Source organism: Pseudomonas mosselii (genome assembly GCF_003205295.1).
Classification (GTDB): domain Bacteria; phylum Pseudomonadota; class Gammaproteobacteria; order Pseudomonadales; family Pseudomonadaceae; genus Aquipseudomonas; species Aquipseudomonas mosselii_B.
This window is the reverse complement of record NZ_QJRP01000009.1, coordinates 80865-96583: the sequence shown is the minus strand read 5'-3', so window position 1 is coordinate 96583 and position 15719 is coordinate 80865. Positions and strand designations below refer to the sequence as shown.

12 protein-coding genes and 1 pseudogene are annotated in these 15719 nt (G+C 57.2%); 10 read left to right on the top strand and 3 right to left on the bottom strand.

Annotated features, from left to right (window positions below; translation table 11 throughout):
* Both DMX06_RS11585 and DMX06_RS11580 read right to left on the bottom strand, forming a co-directional pair.
* Positions 1-3582, bottom strand: a complete 3582-nt coding sequence (locus tag DMX06_RS11585; RefSeq protein ID WP_110737115.1) for a transporter substrate-binding domain-containing protein — start codon at positions 3580-3582, stop codon at positions 1-3.
* Positions 3583-3592: 10 nt separating this feature from the next.
* Positions 3593-4216 (bottom strand): response regulator transcription factor, encoded by a 624-nt coding sequence (locus DMX06_RS11580; protein ID WP_110737113.1) that lies wholly within the window; start codon positions 4214-4216, stop codon positions 3593-3595.
* A 196-nt stretch (positions 4217-4412) separates the two neighbouring features.
* On the opposite strand from DMX06_RS11580, the gene DMX06_RS11575 reads away from it, so the two are divergent.
* The 7 genes from DMX06_RS11575 to DMX06_RS11540 all read left to right on the top strand — a co-directional run bounded on the left by DMX06_RS11575 (position 4413) and on the right by DMX06_RS11540 (position 11132).
* Positions 4413-5468 carry a fimbrial protein gene (locus DMX06_RS11575; protein WP_110737111.1) on the top strand — a complete coding sequence of 352 codons (1056 nt, stop codon included), beginning with the start codon at positions 4413-4415 and terminating at the stop codon, positions 5466-5468.
* 35 nt (positions 5469-5503) lie between these two features.
* On the top strand, positions 5504-6730 hold the full coding sequence (locus tag DMX06_RS11570) for an EAL domain-containing response regulator (protein WP_110737109.1): 1227 nt from the start codon (positions 5504-5506) through the stop codon (positions 6728-6730).
* 125 nt (positions 6731-6855) lie between these two features.
* Positions 6856-7989, top strand: a complete 1134-nt coding sequence (locus DMX06_RS11565) for an aminotransferase class V-fold PLP-dependent enzyme (RefSeq protein ID WP_110737107.1) — start codon at positions 6856-6858, stop codon at positions 7987-7989.
* Positions 7990-8011: 22 nt separating this feature from the next.
* The gene (locus DMX06_RS11560; protein WP_110737105.1) at positions 8012-8563 is read left to right on the top strand and encodes a YdeI/OmpD-associated family protein; all 552 of its coding nucleotides are present in this window, start codon (positions 8012-8014) and stop codon (positions 8561-8563) included.
* A 378-nt stretch (positions 8564-8941) separates the two neighbouring features.
* Positions 8942-9178, top strand: a complete 237-nt coding sequence (locus DMX06_RS11555) for a hypothetical protein (RefSeq protein ID WP_110737103.1) — start codon at positions 8942-8944, stop codon at positions 9176-9178.
* Positions 9179-9254: 76 nt separating this feature from the next.
* The gene (locus DMX06_RS11550) at positions 9255-9563 is read left to right on the top strand and encodes a DUF3077 domain-containing protein (RefSeq protein ID WP_110737101.1); all 309 of its coding nucleotides are present in this window, start codon (positions 9255-9257) and stop codon (positions 9561-9563) included.
* A gap of 528 nt (positions 9564-10091) precedes the next feature.
* A complete protein-coding gene (locus DMX06_RS11540; RefSeq protein ID WP_146232204.1) occupies positions 10092-11132 on the top strand; it encodes a hypothetical protein in 1041 nt (346 codons plus the stop codon).
* A gap of 28 nt (positions 11133-11160) precedes the next feature.
* Here the strand turns inward: DMX06_RS11540 and DMX06_RS11535 are convergent, their stop codons facing one another.
* Entirely contained in the window at positions 11161-11784 is a 624-nt protein-coding gene (locus tag DMX06_RS11535) for a LysR substrate-binding domain-containing protein (protein ID WP_110737095.1), read from the bottom strand.
* 183 nt (positions 11785-11967) lie between these two features.
* Between DMX06_RS11535 and DMX06_RS11530 the strand changes: the two are divergent.
* The 3 genes and pseudogenes from DMX06_RS11530 to DMX06_RS11520 all read left to right on the top strand — a co-directional run bounded on the left by DMX06_RS11530 (position 11968) and on the right by DMX06_RS11520 (position 15432).
* Positions 11968-13164, top strand: a pseudogene (locus DMX06_RS11530) (IS256 family transposase).
* A gap of 197 nt (positions 13165-13361) precedes the next feature.
* A complete protein-coding gene (locus DMX06_RS11525) occupies positions 13362-14393 on the top strand; it encodes a tetratricopeptide repeat protein (protein ID WP_258378840.1) in 1032 nt (343 codons plus the stop codon).
* Positions 14394-14568: 175 nt separating this feature from the next.
* Positions 14569-15432 carry a hypothetical protein gene (locus tag DMX06_RS11520; protein ID WP_146232203.1) on the top strand — a complete coding sequence of 288 codons (864 nt, stop codon included), beginning with the start codon at positions 14569-14571 and terminating at the stop codon, positions 15430-15432.
* Positions 15433-15719: the final 287 nt, after the last annotated feature.

Here is a 15719-nt window from a genome sequence, read left to right as displayed (position 1 = left end):
TCATGTTGCGTCGAGGCTGGCCGCCAGCGCAGCGTTCAGGTCGTTCACCAGGGTCGCGATCACCTGGCATTGCGCTGTCAGCGAAGGTTCTGTGGCGTCAGCTTCGATCGCTTGCTCCAGCGCTTCGCAATGCTTCAGCAAGGCGTCGGACTGCATCAACTGCGCAGCGGTCTTGAACCGATGCGCCAGGCTTGCCAGCGCGGCATGGTCGTGGCGGCCGAGGGCGTTGGCCAGGGCAGAAAGGTCCTGCTGGTTGGTCAGTACCAGGTTGCGCAGCAACGGTCGGCGTTTCGCTTCCGGCAGGCCAGCGAGCAACGGCATGCAACGACCGGCAGGTTCGCTGCCGCTGTGTGCTTGCTGGGTGAAGGCCGGTGCATGCCGGGCCAGCACCGTAAGGCTCAAGGGCTTGAGTAGGCAAACATTCATGCCAGCGGCCAGGGCGGCCGCATGATCCTGGGCACGGGCACTGGCGGTAGTGCCGATAATGGTCACTGGCCGTACACGTTGCAAACGCTCAAGGCGACGAATCTCCTCCGTCAGCCCGAGGCCATCCAGCTCGGGCATGTTGCAGTCAGTAATGATCAGGTCGAAGGCATGCTGTTCCCAGTACATCAGTGCTTCGAGTCCATCGTGGGCCAAGGTCGGCTGATGGCCGAGCAGCTCGAGCTGTTCCTTGAGCAGCACCAGGCTTGGCAGATGGTCTTCGACGATCAGTATCTTCAATGGGCAGCGCCCCGGTGCGGCAGGCCCGCCAAGCGCGTCGGGCATAGTCGTGGTACAGGCGGGCGCAGGTTCGGCCGGCAGCGTGAAGGTCATGCTGGTGCCGTTGCCGGATGCAGGGTCCAATACCAGGTCGCCACCCATGATGCGGGCTAGCGAGCGTGCAATCGACAGCCCGATAGCAGCGCCGCTGTTGCGCGATACGGTTGCGCGAGAGAAGGGCACGAACAGCGTCGGTAGTTCCTGTTCAGCGATACCGGGCCCGGTGTCCTGCACGCGGAGGGTGAATGCCAGCAGGCCTGCTTGCGAAGACTGACCAACGACTTGCAAGGTGACGCTGCCCTGTTCGGTGAACTTGATCGCATTGCTTATCAGGTTCGACAGCACTTGCTTGACCTTCAGCCGGTCAAGGTGCACCGCTGTATCAACATGTCCTTCGTAGGTAACGTCCAGGTCCAGGCCCTTGCGATGAGCCTGGTGGCTGAAAATCTGCAAGACGCCGTCGACCACCTGCCTCATGGTCCAGGGCGCAAGGTGCAGCCGGGTCTCGCCCGACTCGATGCTGGAGATGTCGAGGATGCCGCCCAGCAACTCCAGCAGGCTTAACGCGACATCGTGTGCCACCTGAACTTGCTGCACCGATCTTCCTGCCATGTCATTGCGTTGCAGCACAAGCTCGAGCATGCCGATGATTGCGTTCATGGGCGTACGTATTTCATGGCTCATGGTCGCCAGGAAGATTGTTTTGCTGCTGTTGGCCTGGTCGGCGGCGTCCTTGGCCTCGTGCAGCTCACCCAGTATGCGCAGTCGATCACCGATATCCAGCCAACCGCAGACCAGCCCGAAGATCTGTTGCCCGTCTTCGCGCAAGGGTTGTATCCAGTGGTAGATGTCGAGCATCTTGCCGGGTAGGGCCAGCTGCTGGTCACTCGCGCAGGGCTGGCCGGTATTGGCCACGCGGGCATAATCCAGGCGCCACTGCGCCAGTTGCGTCGGATTGAGCATGGCGTCGAGCTGCGCGCCGCTGCTTTCCAGGCTGGCCAAAGGACGGAAACTGTCGGCGTAGGCGGTGTTGAACAGCAGCAGCGCACCTTGAAGGTCGCGTACATAGATGGGGTGCGGAATGCTGTCGACAATGTTCTGGATAAGGCCAAGCCTGGCTTGCAGCGCCTTGCGTACCGTGGCTTTCCTGAAGATCAGCTTGCGCAGGTAGACGATCCACACACAGGTGATCAGCAGCAGCACGAACAGCCCGCTGAGCACCTGGTAGACCCGCAGGCTGAGGCCCGTCCAGTAAAGATTGTCGGTGGCCGCGTTGGCGCGCCAGCGGCCGGAAATGGTGGCGACTTCGTTGGGTGAGATGCGTTGCAGAGACTTTTGCAGCAGCGAGATCAGCGCCGGATTGTCCGCCGTGCTCGCAAGGCCGACCCGTGCATAGACACGAGTCAGCATATCGGCAACTTTCAATTGCCCTTCATATTTGTATGACAGGTAGTAGCGAGCCTGGTTGGCCGAGAGCAGCGTGAAATCGCTGTCTGCGTTGCTGACACTTTTCAACGCGTCGGGAACGTTGTCGGTCAGCTTCAAGGCAATCGACGGGAACTGTTCGCGCAGGTAGTCGATCAGCGCATCGGATTCGGGCAGGGCAATGCTGAGGGTCGAACCGGGAGCCAGATACGGCTGCTCCGGTGCCTCGGTGCGGGTGATCAACGCATACGGTGTGTTGATGATCGGCCGGGTGAACAGGTACTTGCGCTCTCGCGACGCTGTCTGGGAGATGATCCCCAGGTCTGCTTGGCCGCTGTCCAGCAATTGCAGCGTCTGGTGGATCGAGCGGGTGCGCACCACCTCGAAACGCAGCCCGGAGTTGATCCGCACCAACTCCAGGATGTCGGACATGGTGCCGCCGAACTGCCCCTGGCTGTCGAACAGAGCATAGGGCGCGAGGTCTTCGCTGGCGGCTATCCTGATCGGCTCGCGGCGGTTAAGCAATGCTTCTTCCTGGGCGTCGAGCGTGCTGACCTGTTCATCTTCACGGCACTTGAGCGCTGCCACCCACCAGTTGACCTGATTGATGACCTGGCAACGGCTGTGGGAGTGCAACTGCTGGTCGAGAATGGCTGCGAGCCTGCGGTTGTCGGCGGTGTAGGCGAAGCCGATACCGGTTTCGATGGCGTTGACGCTGGTGTTGGTGACCAGGAGGTTGTTGAAGCTCTGGTTCAGCAGGTACAGGGTACTGACGGTGTCACCCAGGTACGCCTGGGCCTTGCCCTTGAGCACCGCAGCGATGGCCTCGTACGGGGTAGGGTAGTTCTTCACCGTGGCCGTGCGGAACAGCTGGAACGTTTGCGCATCGATGAACCCATCGGCGGTCGAAGAGATCTCAGCTGACGCATCGCGCAGGTCGATATCCAGCAAGCTCCCAGTGGGTGAATACAGGGCGATGCGGGTATAGGCATAGGGGGCGGTGAACGCCACCTTGTAGCGCTGGGCCTCGGGCGCCGTGGCCGCGTCCACCAGGTCGACCTGGCGAGCCACCAGAGCGGCGAAGGCACTGTCCCGGCTGTCGTAGACCACGACCCGAAAGCGGATGCCCAGTGCATCCTGCAGCGCGAGCAGGTTTTCCGCGAGGATGCCTTCGAGCTGCTGGTGCTCAGTGATGATGGTGAGTGGCGGGTAGTCGGGGCTGGAGATGGCCACGGTGACCACCTGTTTCTGCGCCAGCCACGCACGATCGGGTTCGCTGACCGGGGCAGAGAAGCTCAAGGCCTGGCCACGGGAGGAAAGGGCCAGTTCCTGGGCGAGCGATGGCAAGGCAGCCAGCAGCAGGAGCGAAGCGAGGAGGGCGCGCAGGGTATTCACGGGGCAGTGTTCAGATCAGGTTCATGTCTCTGGCGATATCGGCCAGTTCGATGGTGGTGCGTACCCCCAGCTTGCGCAGGATGTTGACCTTGTGGCCGCTGATGGTCTTGTGGCTGAGGTGCAGCCGCTCGGCGATCTCCATGTTGCTCAAGCCCTGGGCCAGCAACTGCAGGATCAGCATTTCCTTGTTGGTCAGGCTCTGCGTGCCGTTGTCGCTCTGTGGGTTGAAGTCCATGTAGTGCGAGAGCACGTCCTTGGGGAAGTACAGGTAGCCGTCCTGGATCGTCTTCAGGCCGCGCAACAGGTCGTCCAGCGTTGCGCTCTTGTTGATGAAACCACTGGCACCCGCTTGCATGCAGCGTGAGGCGTAGGTGGCAGCCATCTGCGAGGTGAACACCAGTGTCTTTACCGGCAGGTTTTCGGCGTGGATGCGTTGCAACACCGAGAGGCCATCCAGACCGTCGAGGCCAATATCCAGGATGAGGTAATCCGGGCTTAGCCGGCGCAAACTCGCCAGGGCCTCGATGCCGTCGGTGCACTCGCCCACAACGTTGTATCCGGTCTGTTCCAGAAAGGCGCTGATGGCACTGGAGAAGATCGGGTGATCGTCCACGATCAGCACGGTAATGCTCATGTCAGGTTAGTCTCTGGTTAATCGGCTTGTATGCGTTGGAAGCGATTATAGCCTGACAGTCGCTTAGCCAGTGATCTGGATAAGGCGTGTTGCAGTCCGGGAACGTTCTTGGTGGCTAACAAGATGCGTCCTGGATAATTCAAAACTCGGCTGCCTTATTCTGTCGGCGATGTCGATATGCAACGCGAGGTGACAGATGAATAGGCTGGCATTGGGCTTCGCCTCGATGGCGCTGTTGCACAGCGGGACCGCTTTTTCGTATTGCACGGGTGGTGGTGAAGAGGTTTATTTAACCTTCAACATGGGTACACAGTATGTGCCACGTGATGCCCCCGTGGGGTCGGTCATAGGCACGGCCAACATGAGTTATGTGTACCGCCCCGACAATCCCTGGAACTGCGGCGCCAGTGATGAATGGGATGTGCGCTTCAGCGATAACTTCCCAGTGGTAAACGGTATTCAATTACCATCGATGGAGAGTGGAATTTCCACTGCGACCATCGTCAAGACCAATGTGCCCGGAGTGGGTCTGGTGGTCAGTTCGGAGCCGTTGAAGAAATATAATGTGAGCAGTGGGTCGCCGCCCTATGTTCCTTACAAGACACGTCTGACGGGCTGGGTAACGCAACATACTAGTGCCACGGCAAAATTCACCCTGGTGAAAATAAGTCAAGCGATTCCCGCTGGAAGCTCGAAGATAGAAAACCCTTACTCTACGATTAGCTACTGGTCGTATCGTAGAAAGCACAGCATCTTCCTGGTGGGTACGGTCGTGCGCTCCGAGTGCTCCATCGAGGGGAATGCCCAAGCCTATATCGAAGTACCCATGGGCACGATCGGGCGCAACGTATTCAAGGGCAAGGATAGTTATACGCAAAGCAACGATGTACTGATTCCGCTCACCAACTGCACGCCGGGCAGTTACCCCGCCAACCAAGGCTGGAACTACTATCAGAATGCCAATGCCTGGCTCCGTCTCGATGGCGCCAAAGGCTCGACCATCGTTGATGCCGGGCGTGGTCTGTTGGGCCTAACGCCGGAGTCGACTGCAAAAGGGGTCGCGGTACAGGTACTGCGCAAGGACGGGGTCACTCCATTGCCGCTGGGGCAGGCAGTGGCCATTTCGCGGCTGAGCAGCGGCAACATGAACATCGAGCTCAAGGCTCGTTATATCCAGACGTCCGATTCGTCGCTGGGCCCGGAACCGGGTTCGGCCAATGCGCGCGCGGCGTTCACTGTCACCTACAAGTAAGCCGATGCGCGGCTTTTTATAAGGAGTTGCAGGCCATGCCGACATTGAGCGTGCTTTTGCTGTGCGCGAATGCCTACAGGGTCGAGCGGTTCACCGCGCTGTTCGCACGGCTGGATTTCGTTCGGCTGCAGGTGGTCACCCACGAAAGCGACTGGTCTGAGCCTCTCTGTGGACAGGAGGGACCGGACCTGGTGGTGTGCGACAGCTTGCCTGCGCGAGGAGGCATTGGTTATTTGCGTCGGTTGTGCGAGCACAGCGGCTTTTTCTCGGTGATCGAATGTGAGGCGTTGGCAGCCCCCATCCGCTGGGGGCTCAACCATTTTCGTGTGCAGGCGGGCAAATATTTCGTGGGCAGCTACGATGCGTTGGCGGCAGCGCAAATCGATGGATTGCTGTTCAAGGCGTTGACGGTCAAGCGAACGGTGAGGCGCCATAATCTCGGTAGCCTGCCACGTTCATCGCGGGAAGTGATGAACGATTGGAGAGAGGCGTTGGATATTGACCAGGCTCTGGATCAGCAGCAAATCGTGGCTTTCTATCAGCCACAGGTCTGTTTGAGGAGTGGGCGCATCTGCGGTATCGAAGTGCTTGCCCGCTGGCGGCATCCACAAAAGGGGGTGTTGGGGCCGCAGGCTTTTCTCGACCTGATTGATACGCCGCAACGCCATGCCCGACTGCTGGACTGCCTGTTGCAGCAGGGGTTGAAACTGCAAAAGCACCTGCAATTGAGCGCTTCGGGGGAGTGGCTGGTGTTTTCCTACAACATCGAGCCCAGCCAGTTGGACGAAGAAGGTTTCGCCAGCCGAATCCTCCGGCATATCGAGCAGGCCGGCGTACCTTGCAGCCAGGTCATGCTCGAAGTGACCGAGCGTGACCCATTGGCGCTGAACCTCAACAGCATCGAGAACATCAGCCAACTGGTGAAGAGCGGAGTAGGGCTGGCGCTGGATGACTTTGGTACGGGCCACTCGACACTTGCGCGGTTGGCGCGCATTCCGTTTGCCCAGGTCAAGCTCGACGCAGGATTCGTTGCCCACGTGAACAGCCTGCGGGAGACACGGGTTGTTGAAGCGCTGGTAGGTCTGGCGCAAACGATGGGCTTCGAACTGATAGCCGAAGGCATCGAAACAGAGAAGCAGCGGCTGCATCTGCAACGGCTGGGTGTGGATGTGGGCCAAGGCTTCCTGATGTACAAGCCGATGAGTTGCAACGATCTGCTCGAGGTCCTGGTTACCAGTCTCGCGATCTTGCGCTTGGGCTGATAGGTCAATGCCAATTTGATGGTGGGGCAAGACTGTCGATTGCGAAGTGCCTGATGCATCTTGTCATTTGCAATAGCTTAGGGCAGGGTCGATGCCATGGACCTCTCTGCCAAAGGAACCGCACCATGTCGAAGATCTATCCCGGTATCGATCCCGAAGGGCTGGTCGAGTACTCGGTGGTCTACACGGACCGCTCGCTCAACCACATGTCCCAGTCGTTTCAAGGTGTGATGAAGAACATTTCAACCACCCTGAAACAGGTCTACAACGCCCAAGCGGTTGCGGTGGTTCCGGGCAGTGGCACCTTCGGTATGGAAGCAGTGGCACGGCAGTTTGCCACCGGCCAGCAATGCCTGGTGATACGCAACGGCTGGTTCAGTTATCGCTGGAGCCAGATCCTCGAGATGGGCAACATCCCGGCGGCCACAACGGTGCTGAAAGCCCGGCCGGTTGAAGCGGGGCGCCAGGCTGCCTACGCCCCGGCCCCTCTGGACGAAGTGCTGGCCGCCATCGAGGCGCAGAGGCCGCAGATTGTCTTCGCCCCCCACGTTGAAACGTCATCGGGGATAATCCTGCCTGATGAATACCTGCGGGCCGTGGGCGACGCCGTGCATGCGGTGGGTGGCCTGTTCGTGCTGGACTGCATCGCCTCAGGCGCGATCTGGGTTGATATGCACAAATGCGCGGTCGACCTGCTGATCAGCGCACCGCAGAAAGGCTGGAGCGCCTCACCTTGCTGCGCCCTGGTGATGCTCAGCGCTTTGGCCCTGGAGCGCATCGAATCGACGCAAAGCACCAGCTTCGCCTGCGACTTGAAGAAGTGGCTTCAGATCATGCAGGCCTATGAGCAGGGCGGCCACGCCTACCATGCGACCATGCCCAGCGATGCCCTCGCGCGGTTCAACGAAGTGATGAAAGAGACCCAAGCCTACGGTTTCGACAAGGTCTGCGACGAACAACAGGCCCTGGGTGACCGGGTGCGCGCAATGATGACCCGCAAAGGTATCAAGAGCGTGGCCGCGGCGGGTTTTCAGGCCCCTGGCGTGGTGGTGAGCTACACCGATGATGCCGATATCAAGAGCGGTAAGAAGTTTGCCAGCCACGGCCTGCAGATTGCCGCTGGCGTGCCGTTGCAATGTGACGAGCCGGCCGACTTCCAGACCTTCCGCATCGGGCTGTTCGGGCTCGAAAAGCTGCACAATATCGAGCGTACGGTCAGCACACTTGAGCAGGCGCTGGACGAGGTGATGGTTAACTAAGCGCACGGTTGGAGAACCTGCCATGACAACAGAGGATGCGAGGTCTCGATTCGAAGCCAAGCTTCTTCGTCCGGCAAAGCCCGGGGAGGATAGGTCGTGGGCGTTCGCGGTACTTCCAAGGGACGCGAGTGAACGGCTTCCGAGGCGGGGAAGGACGAGCGTTGAAGGTACGATCAATGGGCATCCTTTCCGGGCAACCCTTGAGCCCGATGGTCAGTTGAGTCATTGGCTGAAGGTCAGTAGCGATTTGCTTGACGCGGCAGGTGTGGCTGTTGGCGATATCGTTACCCTCGAACTGATCCCGGTGAAGAAGGAGCCCGAGCCTGATATCCCAGTGGATTTCGAGGAAGCCCTGGCAAGCACACCTGAGGCTCAAAAGGTTTGGAACAGTACGACGACCCTTGCGCGGGTGGACTGGATCCACTGGATTACTTCAGCGAAGCAGCTCAAGACGCGTGAAAAGCGAATTGGGGATGCCTGCGATATGCTTGCGAGCGGCAAGAAGGCGGTTTGCTGCTTCGACTCGTCCGGCTATTACAGCAAAGCATTTCGGGCGCCCGAGGCGGAAAATTGACCCGTGGTGCAGCTCGGGAACATCCAGGGGCGCAACCAGCCTTATGTTGACGACAAGAGAACACTTTCTATGTGCTCCGAATCGGATTTTCCCTCTTCTCTGTAGTCCATTTCCGAAACATACTCCCACCGCCTTTCAGCCGTTGCAGCAGCCCCATCAGCCATCTAGTCTCGCCAAGTCGCCGCAAATTCGACGACACGGTTTTGACAGACCGTCCCCTGATATACGGATCATGCACAACGCTCTATGGCGGCTGTGCGTGGGGCACTTCGGTGCGCCGAGTTCCGATATCCTCGGTCTGTCAACCCACGTACCGCTGCCACCCATTTGTTTGACAGCAGAGATGTGGTAGCTCCAGTCAGATATCGGAGCTTTATCATGTTAAAGATCGTCCCCGATCCACCGCTACACGACAAATACACCACCCACACCCTCGAAGACCTCCTGGTCCAGATCTCCGAATACCTCGTCTGCGCCCTGACCGTCAGCCAGCAGACCGTCCTGCTCCACGCCAAACCCCCAGGCCAGGTCCTGACCCTCGCCGCCATGCACGAAATCGACAGTGCCCGCACCTTGGTGGAGGTGGCGCTGAGTCGCGTGCAATCCCAGCATTGATCCAGCGAGCCTGGGCTCGCACTTGAAGTTCACCGATCAGGCCCCGCGCCGTTCGCGGGGCCGCAGGAGGAATGGTATGGATAAGGAATTGCAAACCCCACGCATCAGGAAGCTCGCAACCACCGGCGTCGGGCATTTCGGCGAAGCTGGAGAGGAGGGCGGTCAAGACCCGCTGTTCCGTGTTGTGGCGGGCCATTCGATGGACCATGCGGTTGAGCAGGCGACCGTGCTGATGTGCGCAGTGCACAAGATCAGTGATCTGGCGATGGCGGAGACGGATCATTTGCCTACGCTACTCACGGCGGTGCATTACCTCAGTGGCATGGCCAAGGCGCTGGCTCAGGATGTGAATCATGGGTTGATGTTTGGCCGGAGGGTTGAGTAGGAAAGCGGTGGCTGCTGTGGTTGGTGTCAGTCTGTTAGACCCGGGGCCGCTTTGCGGCCCATCGCCGGCAAGCCGGCTCCCACACCGACCTAAATGGATGTCCGGGGTTAATAGACCACTACAAAATGTGTCTGCGCGAAGGCCAGACAAGGCGAAACGGGGGGAGGAAGCGGAGTGTACTGGAGTACATGAGCATTCCGAGCCCCGTTTCAACGCAGTATGGGCGAGTGCAGATACATTTCGTACAGAGCCTAACCAGCCAGATGCATTCAAGCTAGATGGCCGGATGATCGATGCGCCAGTGCTGGCGCGGGCAGACAGGATATTTTCGTTAGTCGTTCTCGGTTTTTCTCCGAGCTAAACGTCACTCCTGGCCATGATGGCCAACCTCCAATGGTTGCGGATTAGCTTCGAGACTCCCAACCATTGCCAGTACAACAATTCGTTGTCATGACTCCATCATGGCTTGGGTGGCACGGTGATATCATTCCCGCGAGATCCTCACCTGTCTTAATTGGGAACGATGGCATGAACGGAAAATACAAAGGAATTTCTGACGAAGCGATCCGTGAAGGATTGGCACAAGGGCGATTTACCGAAGGCAACGTGCGGCAGATTCGCGACGAAGATGGGAAATTTGTTAAGCACATCAAGGAGGACGGCAAAGTCAGTCCGAGATTGCCTGTATCTGTGATCCAGGTCAGCAACCAGTACGTCTATCAAGCTGATCTGCGCCCCATCGTGGAAGCCATGATAGAGGCTCGTCGCGAGCAACTAGTTGAGGATCTGGGTGACCGTTATGATTTGGTGCTCTCGAAGCTTGAGCGCTACGTCAATCATCGCAAAGGTCTCGAAGATTTGGTCATCGCCTCCAACGATGGCTCGACAATCTTCCAAAAGCGGCTTCGGATCTTGTTGGAGGCATTTCAACCACGAGACCCTGATGCAAACTCGGGGACGACTCTGGTGAACATCCTTAAAGCGTACATCAACATACAGTTTGTGTACCTCATCAGTACGTTTTGGTCTGACCGAAAAAGCGTTGATATCGATACGGCCATTCCTAGAAGGTTGAACGAACTGGAGAAGGCGGTGCTGCAGCACTTCGAGCAGCTTCTCGCTTACCAATACAACCCACAGAACGGGTTATACCTACGCGACACGCTTTATGCCAAGTACCTTCTTCAAGGAGATTCGGGTATTACTCACCTTGAAAGGTTTTTAGAAAAAGACAGAAGATTCGCGTCTCTTGGCGACTTTATGCAGTTCGTTACCAAGCATTTCTTGACCTATACAGGTGAAAAGGATTTTTATGGTAATCATTGCGGAGACGCGAGTTTCAGTATTGACATCACAATTGATCAAACCCCCTTCGAAAAAGATAAACGGCACACATTGGCATGTGAATTTTCTGCATTACTCACCGATATCGACCAGCTATGGAATCTCTATGACGAGCTCCGAGGTGCCGGAAGCATTGAGCCAGAAGATATTCTGTTAAGCCCTGAGATTGCTCAAATGGAAATCAAAAAACTCACCGCCATCCCCCTTCAGTTGCCGAGCATGTAAATGATCTGAAATCGAGCAAAGGAATACTTCAGGCTCTGTAGGGTTGGGTGCGGTTGTGAGTCGAATGAGGTACTCCGATGAGCAACCGCACCAACTGAGCCAGCTTGGCTGCTGCAGGTGAAAGAGCCCGCCCTTTCAAAGTAATGATCGCCACTTGGCGCGTCATCTTCGGCTGCACGATGAGCATCTGGCTGGTTTCGGGAAGAGGGTAGTCAGACAGAACGACCGAAGGCAGCACCGCGGCGCCTAGGCCTGCGCTTGCCATGGAAATCAGGGTCTGCGCCTGGTTGAACTCATAGCGAGTGGTGAGTGTAAGGTTGGCGGCATTAGCGGTGTCTTCGATCAGCATCCGCAGCGCCGTGGCCTGGTTTAGCAACAGCAACGGAAGCCTGGCCAGCTCCTCCATCGTGATGGTATCTACAGCTTCGGGCAGAAGCTTCTTGGGCACCAACGCATACAGGTCTTCTGTGAGGACAGGCTCAAAATTGAAGTCCTGAGCATCACTCATCGGGCCGATGCCGAAATCTACCTCGCCCTTGCGAATGCTTTCGTGCATGTCGCCGGAGGTGAGCTCCCTGATGAAAAGCTCGCTCGCGGGGTAGTCGTGATCAAAAGCAGACAAGATCTTCGCCAGGCGTGTAGCTGGGGACATCGATGGCTCAATACGCCGCTTCTACACCTAGCGAAGGGTACCTTTGAGACCTCTGAGGGATCGTGTCCCTGGAGGTGGTGTAACTGAACCAGCCGAAGGCGCCCTGCGGGCGAAAGAGGATGGTCATCGTGGTTCTTGGCTAAACGTTGAGTTTGCGGACTTAACTTCACCAGAGAAACCACGATGACCAAGCCCACTATCGCACTGACCGAGTTGGTTGAGAAAGGGGCAGACGCTGATCTGCTCAAGCAAATGATCCAGTTTGTTGCCCAGCGCATGATGGAGTTCGATGTCGAAGGCCTGTGCGGCGCCGGCTTCGATGTCAAAAGCCCCGACTGGATGAACAGCCGTAACGGCTACCGGGATCGCCTCTGGCAAACTCGCGCTGGCGACGTTGACTTGAAGATCCCGAAGCTGCGCCAAGGCAGCTACTTTCCTGGCTTTCTCGAGCCTCGACGGACCGCCGAGAAGGCGATGGCAGCGGTGATCCAGGAAGCCTACATCCAAGGCGTTTCAACGCGTTCGGTGGACGAGCTGGTCAAAGCCATGGGCATGAGCGGCATCTCCAAGAGCCAAGTGTCACGGCTGGCCGGCGAGATCGATGAGCGTGTCCACGCCTTTCTGGACCGTCCCCTGGAAGGCGACTGGCCTTACCTGTGTATCGATGCCACGTACGTCAAGGTGCGGGAGGCCGGGCGCATCGTCTCGGTCGCCGTAATAATCGCCGTGGCCGTGAACACCGATGGCGGGCGCGAGGTCTTGGGTATGCGGGTTGGCCCTTCAGAGGCAGAACCGTTTTGGACGGATTTCCTGCGAAGCTTGATGCGGCGTGGCCTGCGTGGCGTAAAGCTGGTCATCTCCGACGCTCACGAAGGCCTCAAGGCGGCTGTTTCCAAGGTCTTCAACGCGACCTGACAGCGTTGCCGCGAGCACTTCATGCGTAACGCCATGGCCCATGTCGGCAAGGGCCAGCGCACCATGGTGGCGGCGCTCCTGCGCACGGTTTTCGCCCAGGACAGCCGCACCGAATGCCACCAACAGTGGCGCCTGGTTGCCGATCAGCTGCGCGAGAAGTACCCCAAGATTGCAACGCTCATGGACGGCTGCGAGGATGAAGTGCTGGCGCACATGGCGTTTCCCAAGGCGCACCGACAGCAGTTGCACAGCACCAATCCGCTGGAACGGCTCAACGCCGAAATCAAACGTCGCACCGATGTCGTGGGCATCTTTCCCAACGATCCTGCCATCACACGGCTGGTAGGCGCGATGCTGTTGGAGCAGAACGAAGAGTGGTGCCTGCAACGACGCTATATGCAGTTGGAGGCATTCGAGGCGGTCAGCGATAATCTACAGGCCAAGCTGTCGGCCGTGATCAACTAAACGGCAAGCTCAGTGGTCAAGGCCATGATGAGTTACACCACTTCCTGGGACACGATCGGCCGGCGCGCCTATACTGGCTATCTGCTTTCGAAAGGTTAGGTAATTCTCGCTTTTTGTCAGCTACTACAGACGTAGATGTATTGCTCGGAATGCGCGTCCGCATTCCAGCACGCTCAAATTTCCAAAGGAGTAGGGAGATGAGCATTTTCAGCTGGATGTTCAACAGACCCAAAGCTGTCAAATCCGATACCGCAGCAAGGCACCAGCCAGCTAAGGCTCAATCCCTCGACGCTCAGCCAGAGCTTCGGGCCGCTCCTCAGATCCGACGAGATAAGCTTTTCTTCACTGTCGAATCGCTTGATTTCTCGGGCATCTATCAGCTGTCAAAGTCCAAGAAGTGGGCGATCGCCTGGAGAGACTCTGATCCCTCAGCGGGTCGGGGAGGTCACAGAGAGTCCGGCTTAGGGGCCTACGTGCTTGCAGATGTGAGCAGCGGCACCGTTGCCTGCCATGGGAGCATGCCTAGGCCAAATAATGGCCACGTGTGTGACGTCGGCGTGTTTTGCCTGGAAGATTGGCATTTTGGTAGCACCCTGTCTGGTACGTTCAGCGTTTTCGATCCCTGCGGTTCTGTGATCTTAGCTAAAGAGCTGAAGGCAAATGTTTTCACCAGTGGTATTTCCAGGCACGGGAAATACGCATTCTGCGCCACCGCCAACAGCCCAACCGATCATGGCAACAAGGTGTTCCTGTTTGACCTGGTCAATCGGGTCGAAATGTACAGCGTCACTCCGGAGGGCGGATGGCCTGATAGCTACGAAGTGGACGAGAGCACAGGAGAACTCATAGCGTTGTTCAAGGACATGGGGAGCTTCCGGTACAACGTTCACGGCCAATTCATCGATGCTGATCAGCTTGGCAATGCCAACCTCAATTCCTCCCGTTACGACCGCATCATCCTCGCCGCAGAAAATATTTTAGGGGAGGGCGACCTGACAGACGAGCGCACGCTGGAAGTCCTGACCGCTGTACGCCGTGCCCGTACACTCGGCGCAGATGAAAACCCTGCCTGGAGGCCCACAGCGCTCAAAGTCCAGGGGCTTGCGCACGAGCAGCTAGGCCAGTACCCCGAAGCAGTCCAAGTCTATGAGGAGGCGCTGGCTTTGAATCCAAAAATTGGCGTTAAGCGCAGGCTGACGTCGGTGAGTAAGAGGATAAAACCTGAATAGCTGGGGTGAGCCAATTCCTGTAAGACACGGTTTTTAGTTAATCCAAAATACAACCGGCCAGATCAATCTGATTCCATCCCGGAATTTGAGATGGTAAGGCTTGGTCTCTTCTAGGAGAGGTCACTCCTACTGTCGCTACCATCATCATTCATGAGTCAAATAAGGTTAGAGAGCGTTGAGTATTTCCTACACCAACCCTTCAGATGAAACTAAAGTTAAAGAGTCCGCAGTCCGTGCCTTATTCGGTGTGAGCCTCGTGATCTGCGTTATGTTTGCCATCGCAATCTCATGCAATAACGGCACTAATCCAGAACCCGACAAATTCGCCATTTATATGTGCGGCGTCTTGCTGGGCTCGATTTATGTGTTTTTGGGCTTGGTTGAAGTAACCCTAATGAATCGCCTCATCAATCTGAAGTCTAGTTTGTTGTTATGGGCTTTCTTTGTTGCATGTCTAGGTTACGTCGCCAGGGCAAAGGCATCAGTGGATATCAACACTATATTCCACATGGAAGCCAGTGCTTTTCCGATGACCTTGATGGCGAGCACTCTGTTGCACATGATCAATTTCCTGTTTTTGTTTTTCGTCGCCTCAGGCATAGCGTGCTTCGTCTTGGCAGCCTTTTCAGTGATGCAAGGACATCATCACGGTAAAGGGTTCATGCTTATATTCTGCCAAGTCGTAACAGGACTCGCATTCATAATCATAACTCTATTTTCGCATTTCAAGATTGACAAAGATAGCCAGAGACTTCAAATGATCTACAGGATCGCTCAGTCTGTAGATTTCAATGCGCACTCTCCTTGCGCGAATATAGATAGTTCCACAACAACCATGGTGTTTCTGGACGCCGATAAACGCTTGGCTCTTGTTGCTCCAACCCTAGATGAGTTTGCAGGGTTCGAGTGGAGAAAAGTGTCTTATCTGCGCTCGGTTGCTATCCCAGAAAGCTTCAAGACCGTTACGTGTGAATATTCGGCCTTAAGCGAAAATCCGATGGACGCCAACGCCGGGCACGACTTGCCATCGCACGGATGATTGCAAGGCTTGAACGACTGGAGAAAATGGGCCGAGCAGCGAAGCAGAGTTTTCGGCAACACCTGTGGGTGAGCCTGGCCGTATTCCTGCGCGGGGGTAGTGGTAGCTAGGCCCGCCAGTGACCAGGAGCAGCACTGACCAACCCCGGCCTCAGCATGGAGGCCCGGCAGGGTCAAGACGCGCGCTTGGCGGACGGCTTGATTCACGACAGCCGTGCACAGGAGCCACGCCCATGGTCGGCCGTATATGTACCACGAAGCGATTCACCCGCTTGAATCACGTCCTAC

What these genes read in the sequence shown, in the direction of transcription:
- DMX06_RS11575 (WP_110737111.1), top strand. Translation starts at nt 4,413, where the DNA reads ATGAATAGGCTGGCATTGGGCTTCGCCTCGATGGCGCTGTTGCACAGC.
- DMX06_RS11560 (WP_110737105.1), top strand. Translation starts at nt 8,012, where the DNA reads ATGACAACAGAGGATGCGAGGTCTCGATTCGAAGCCAAGCTTCTTCGT.
- DMX06_RS11580 (WP_110737113.1), bottom strand. Translation starts at nt 4,216, where the DNA reads ATGAGCATTACCGTGCTGATCGTGGACGATCACCCGATCTTCTCCAGT.
- DMX06_RS11540 (WP_146232204.1), top strand. Translation starts at nt 10,092, where the DNA reads ATGAACGGAAAATACAAAGGAATTTCTGACGAAGCGATCCGTGAAGGA.
- DMX06_RS11570 (WP_110737109.1), top strand. Translation starts at nt 5,504, where the DNA reads ATGCCGACATTGAGCGTGCTTTTGCTGTGCGCGAATGCCTACAGGGTC.
- DMX06_RS11550 (WP_110737101.1), top strand. Translation starts at nt 9,255, where the DNA reads ATGGATAAGGAATTGCAAACCCCACGCATCAGGAAGCTCGCAACCACC.
- DMX06_RS11565 (WP_110737107.1), top strand. Translation starts at nt 6,856, where the DNA reads ATGTCGAAGATCTATCCCGGTATCGATCCCGAAGGGCTGGTCGAGTAC.
- DMX06_RS11535 (WP_110737095.1), bottom strand. Translation starts at nt 11,784, where the DNA reads ATGTCCCCAGCTACACGCCTGGCGAAGATCTTGTCTGCTTTTGATCAC.
- DMX06_RS11555 (WP_110737103.1), top strand. Translation starts at nt 8,942, where the DNA reads ATGTTAAAGATCGTCCCCGATCCACCGCTACACGACAAATACACCACC.
- DMX06_RS11525 (WP_258378840.1), top strand. Translation starts at nt 13,362, where the DNA reads ATGAGCATTTTCAGCTGGATGTTCAACAGACCCAAAGCTGTCAAATCC.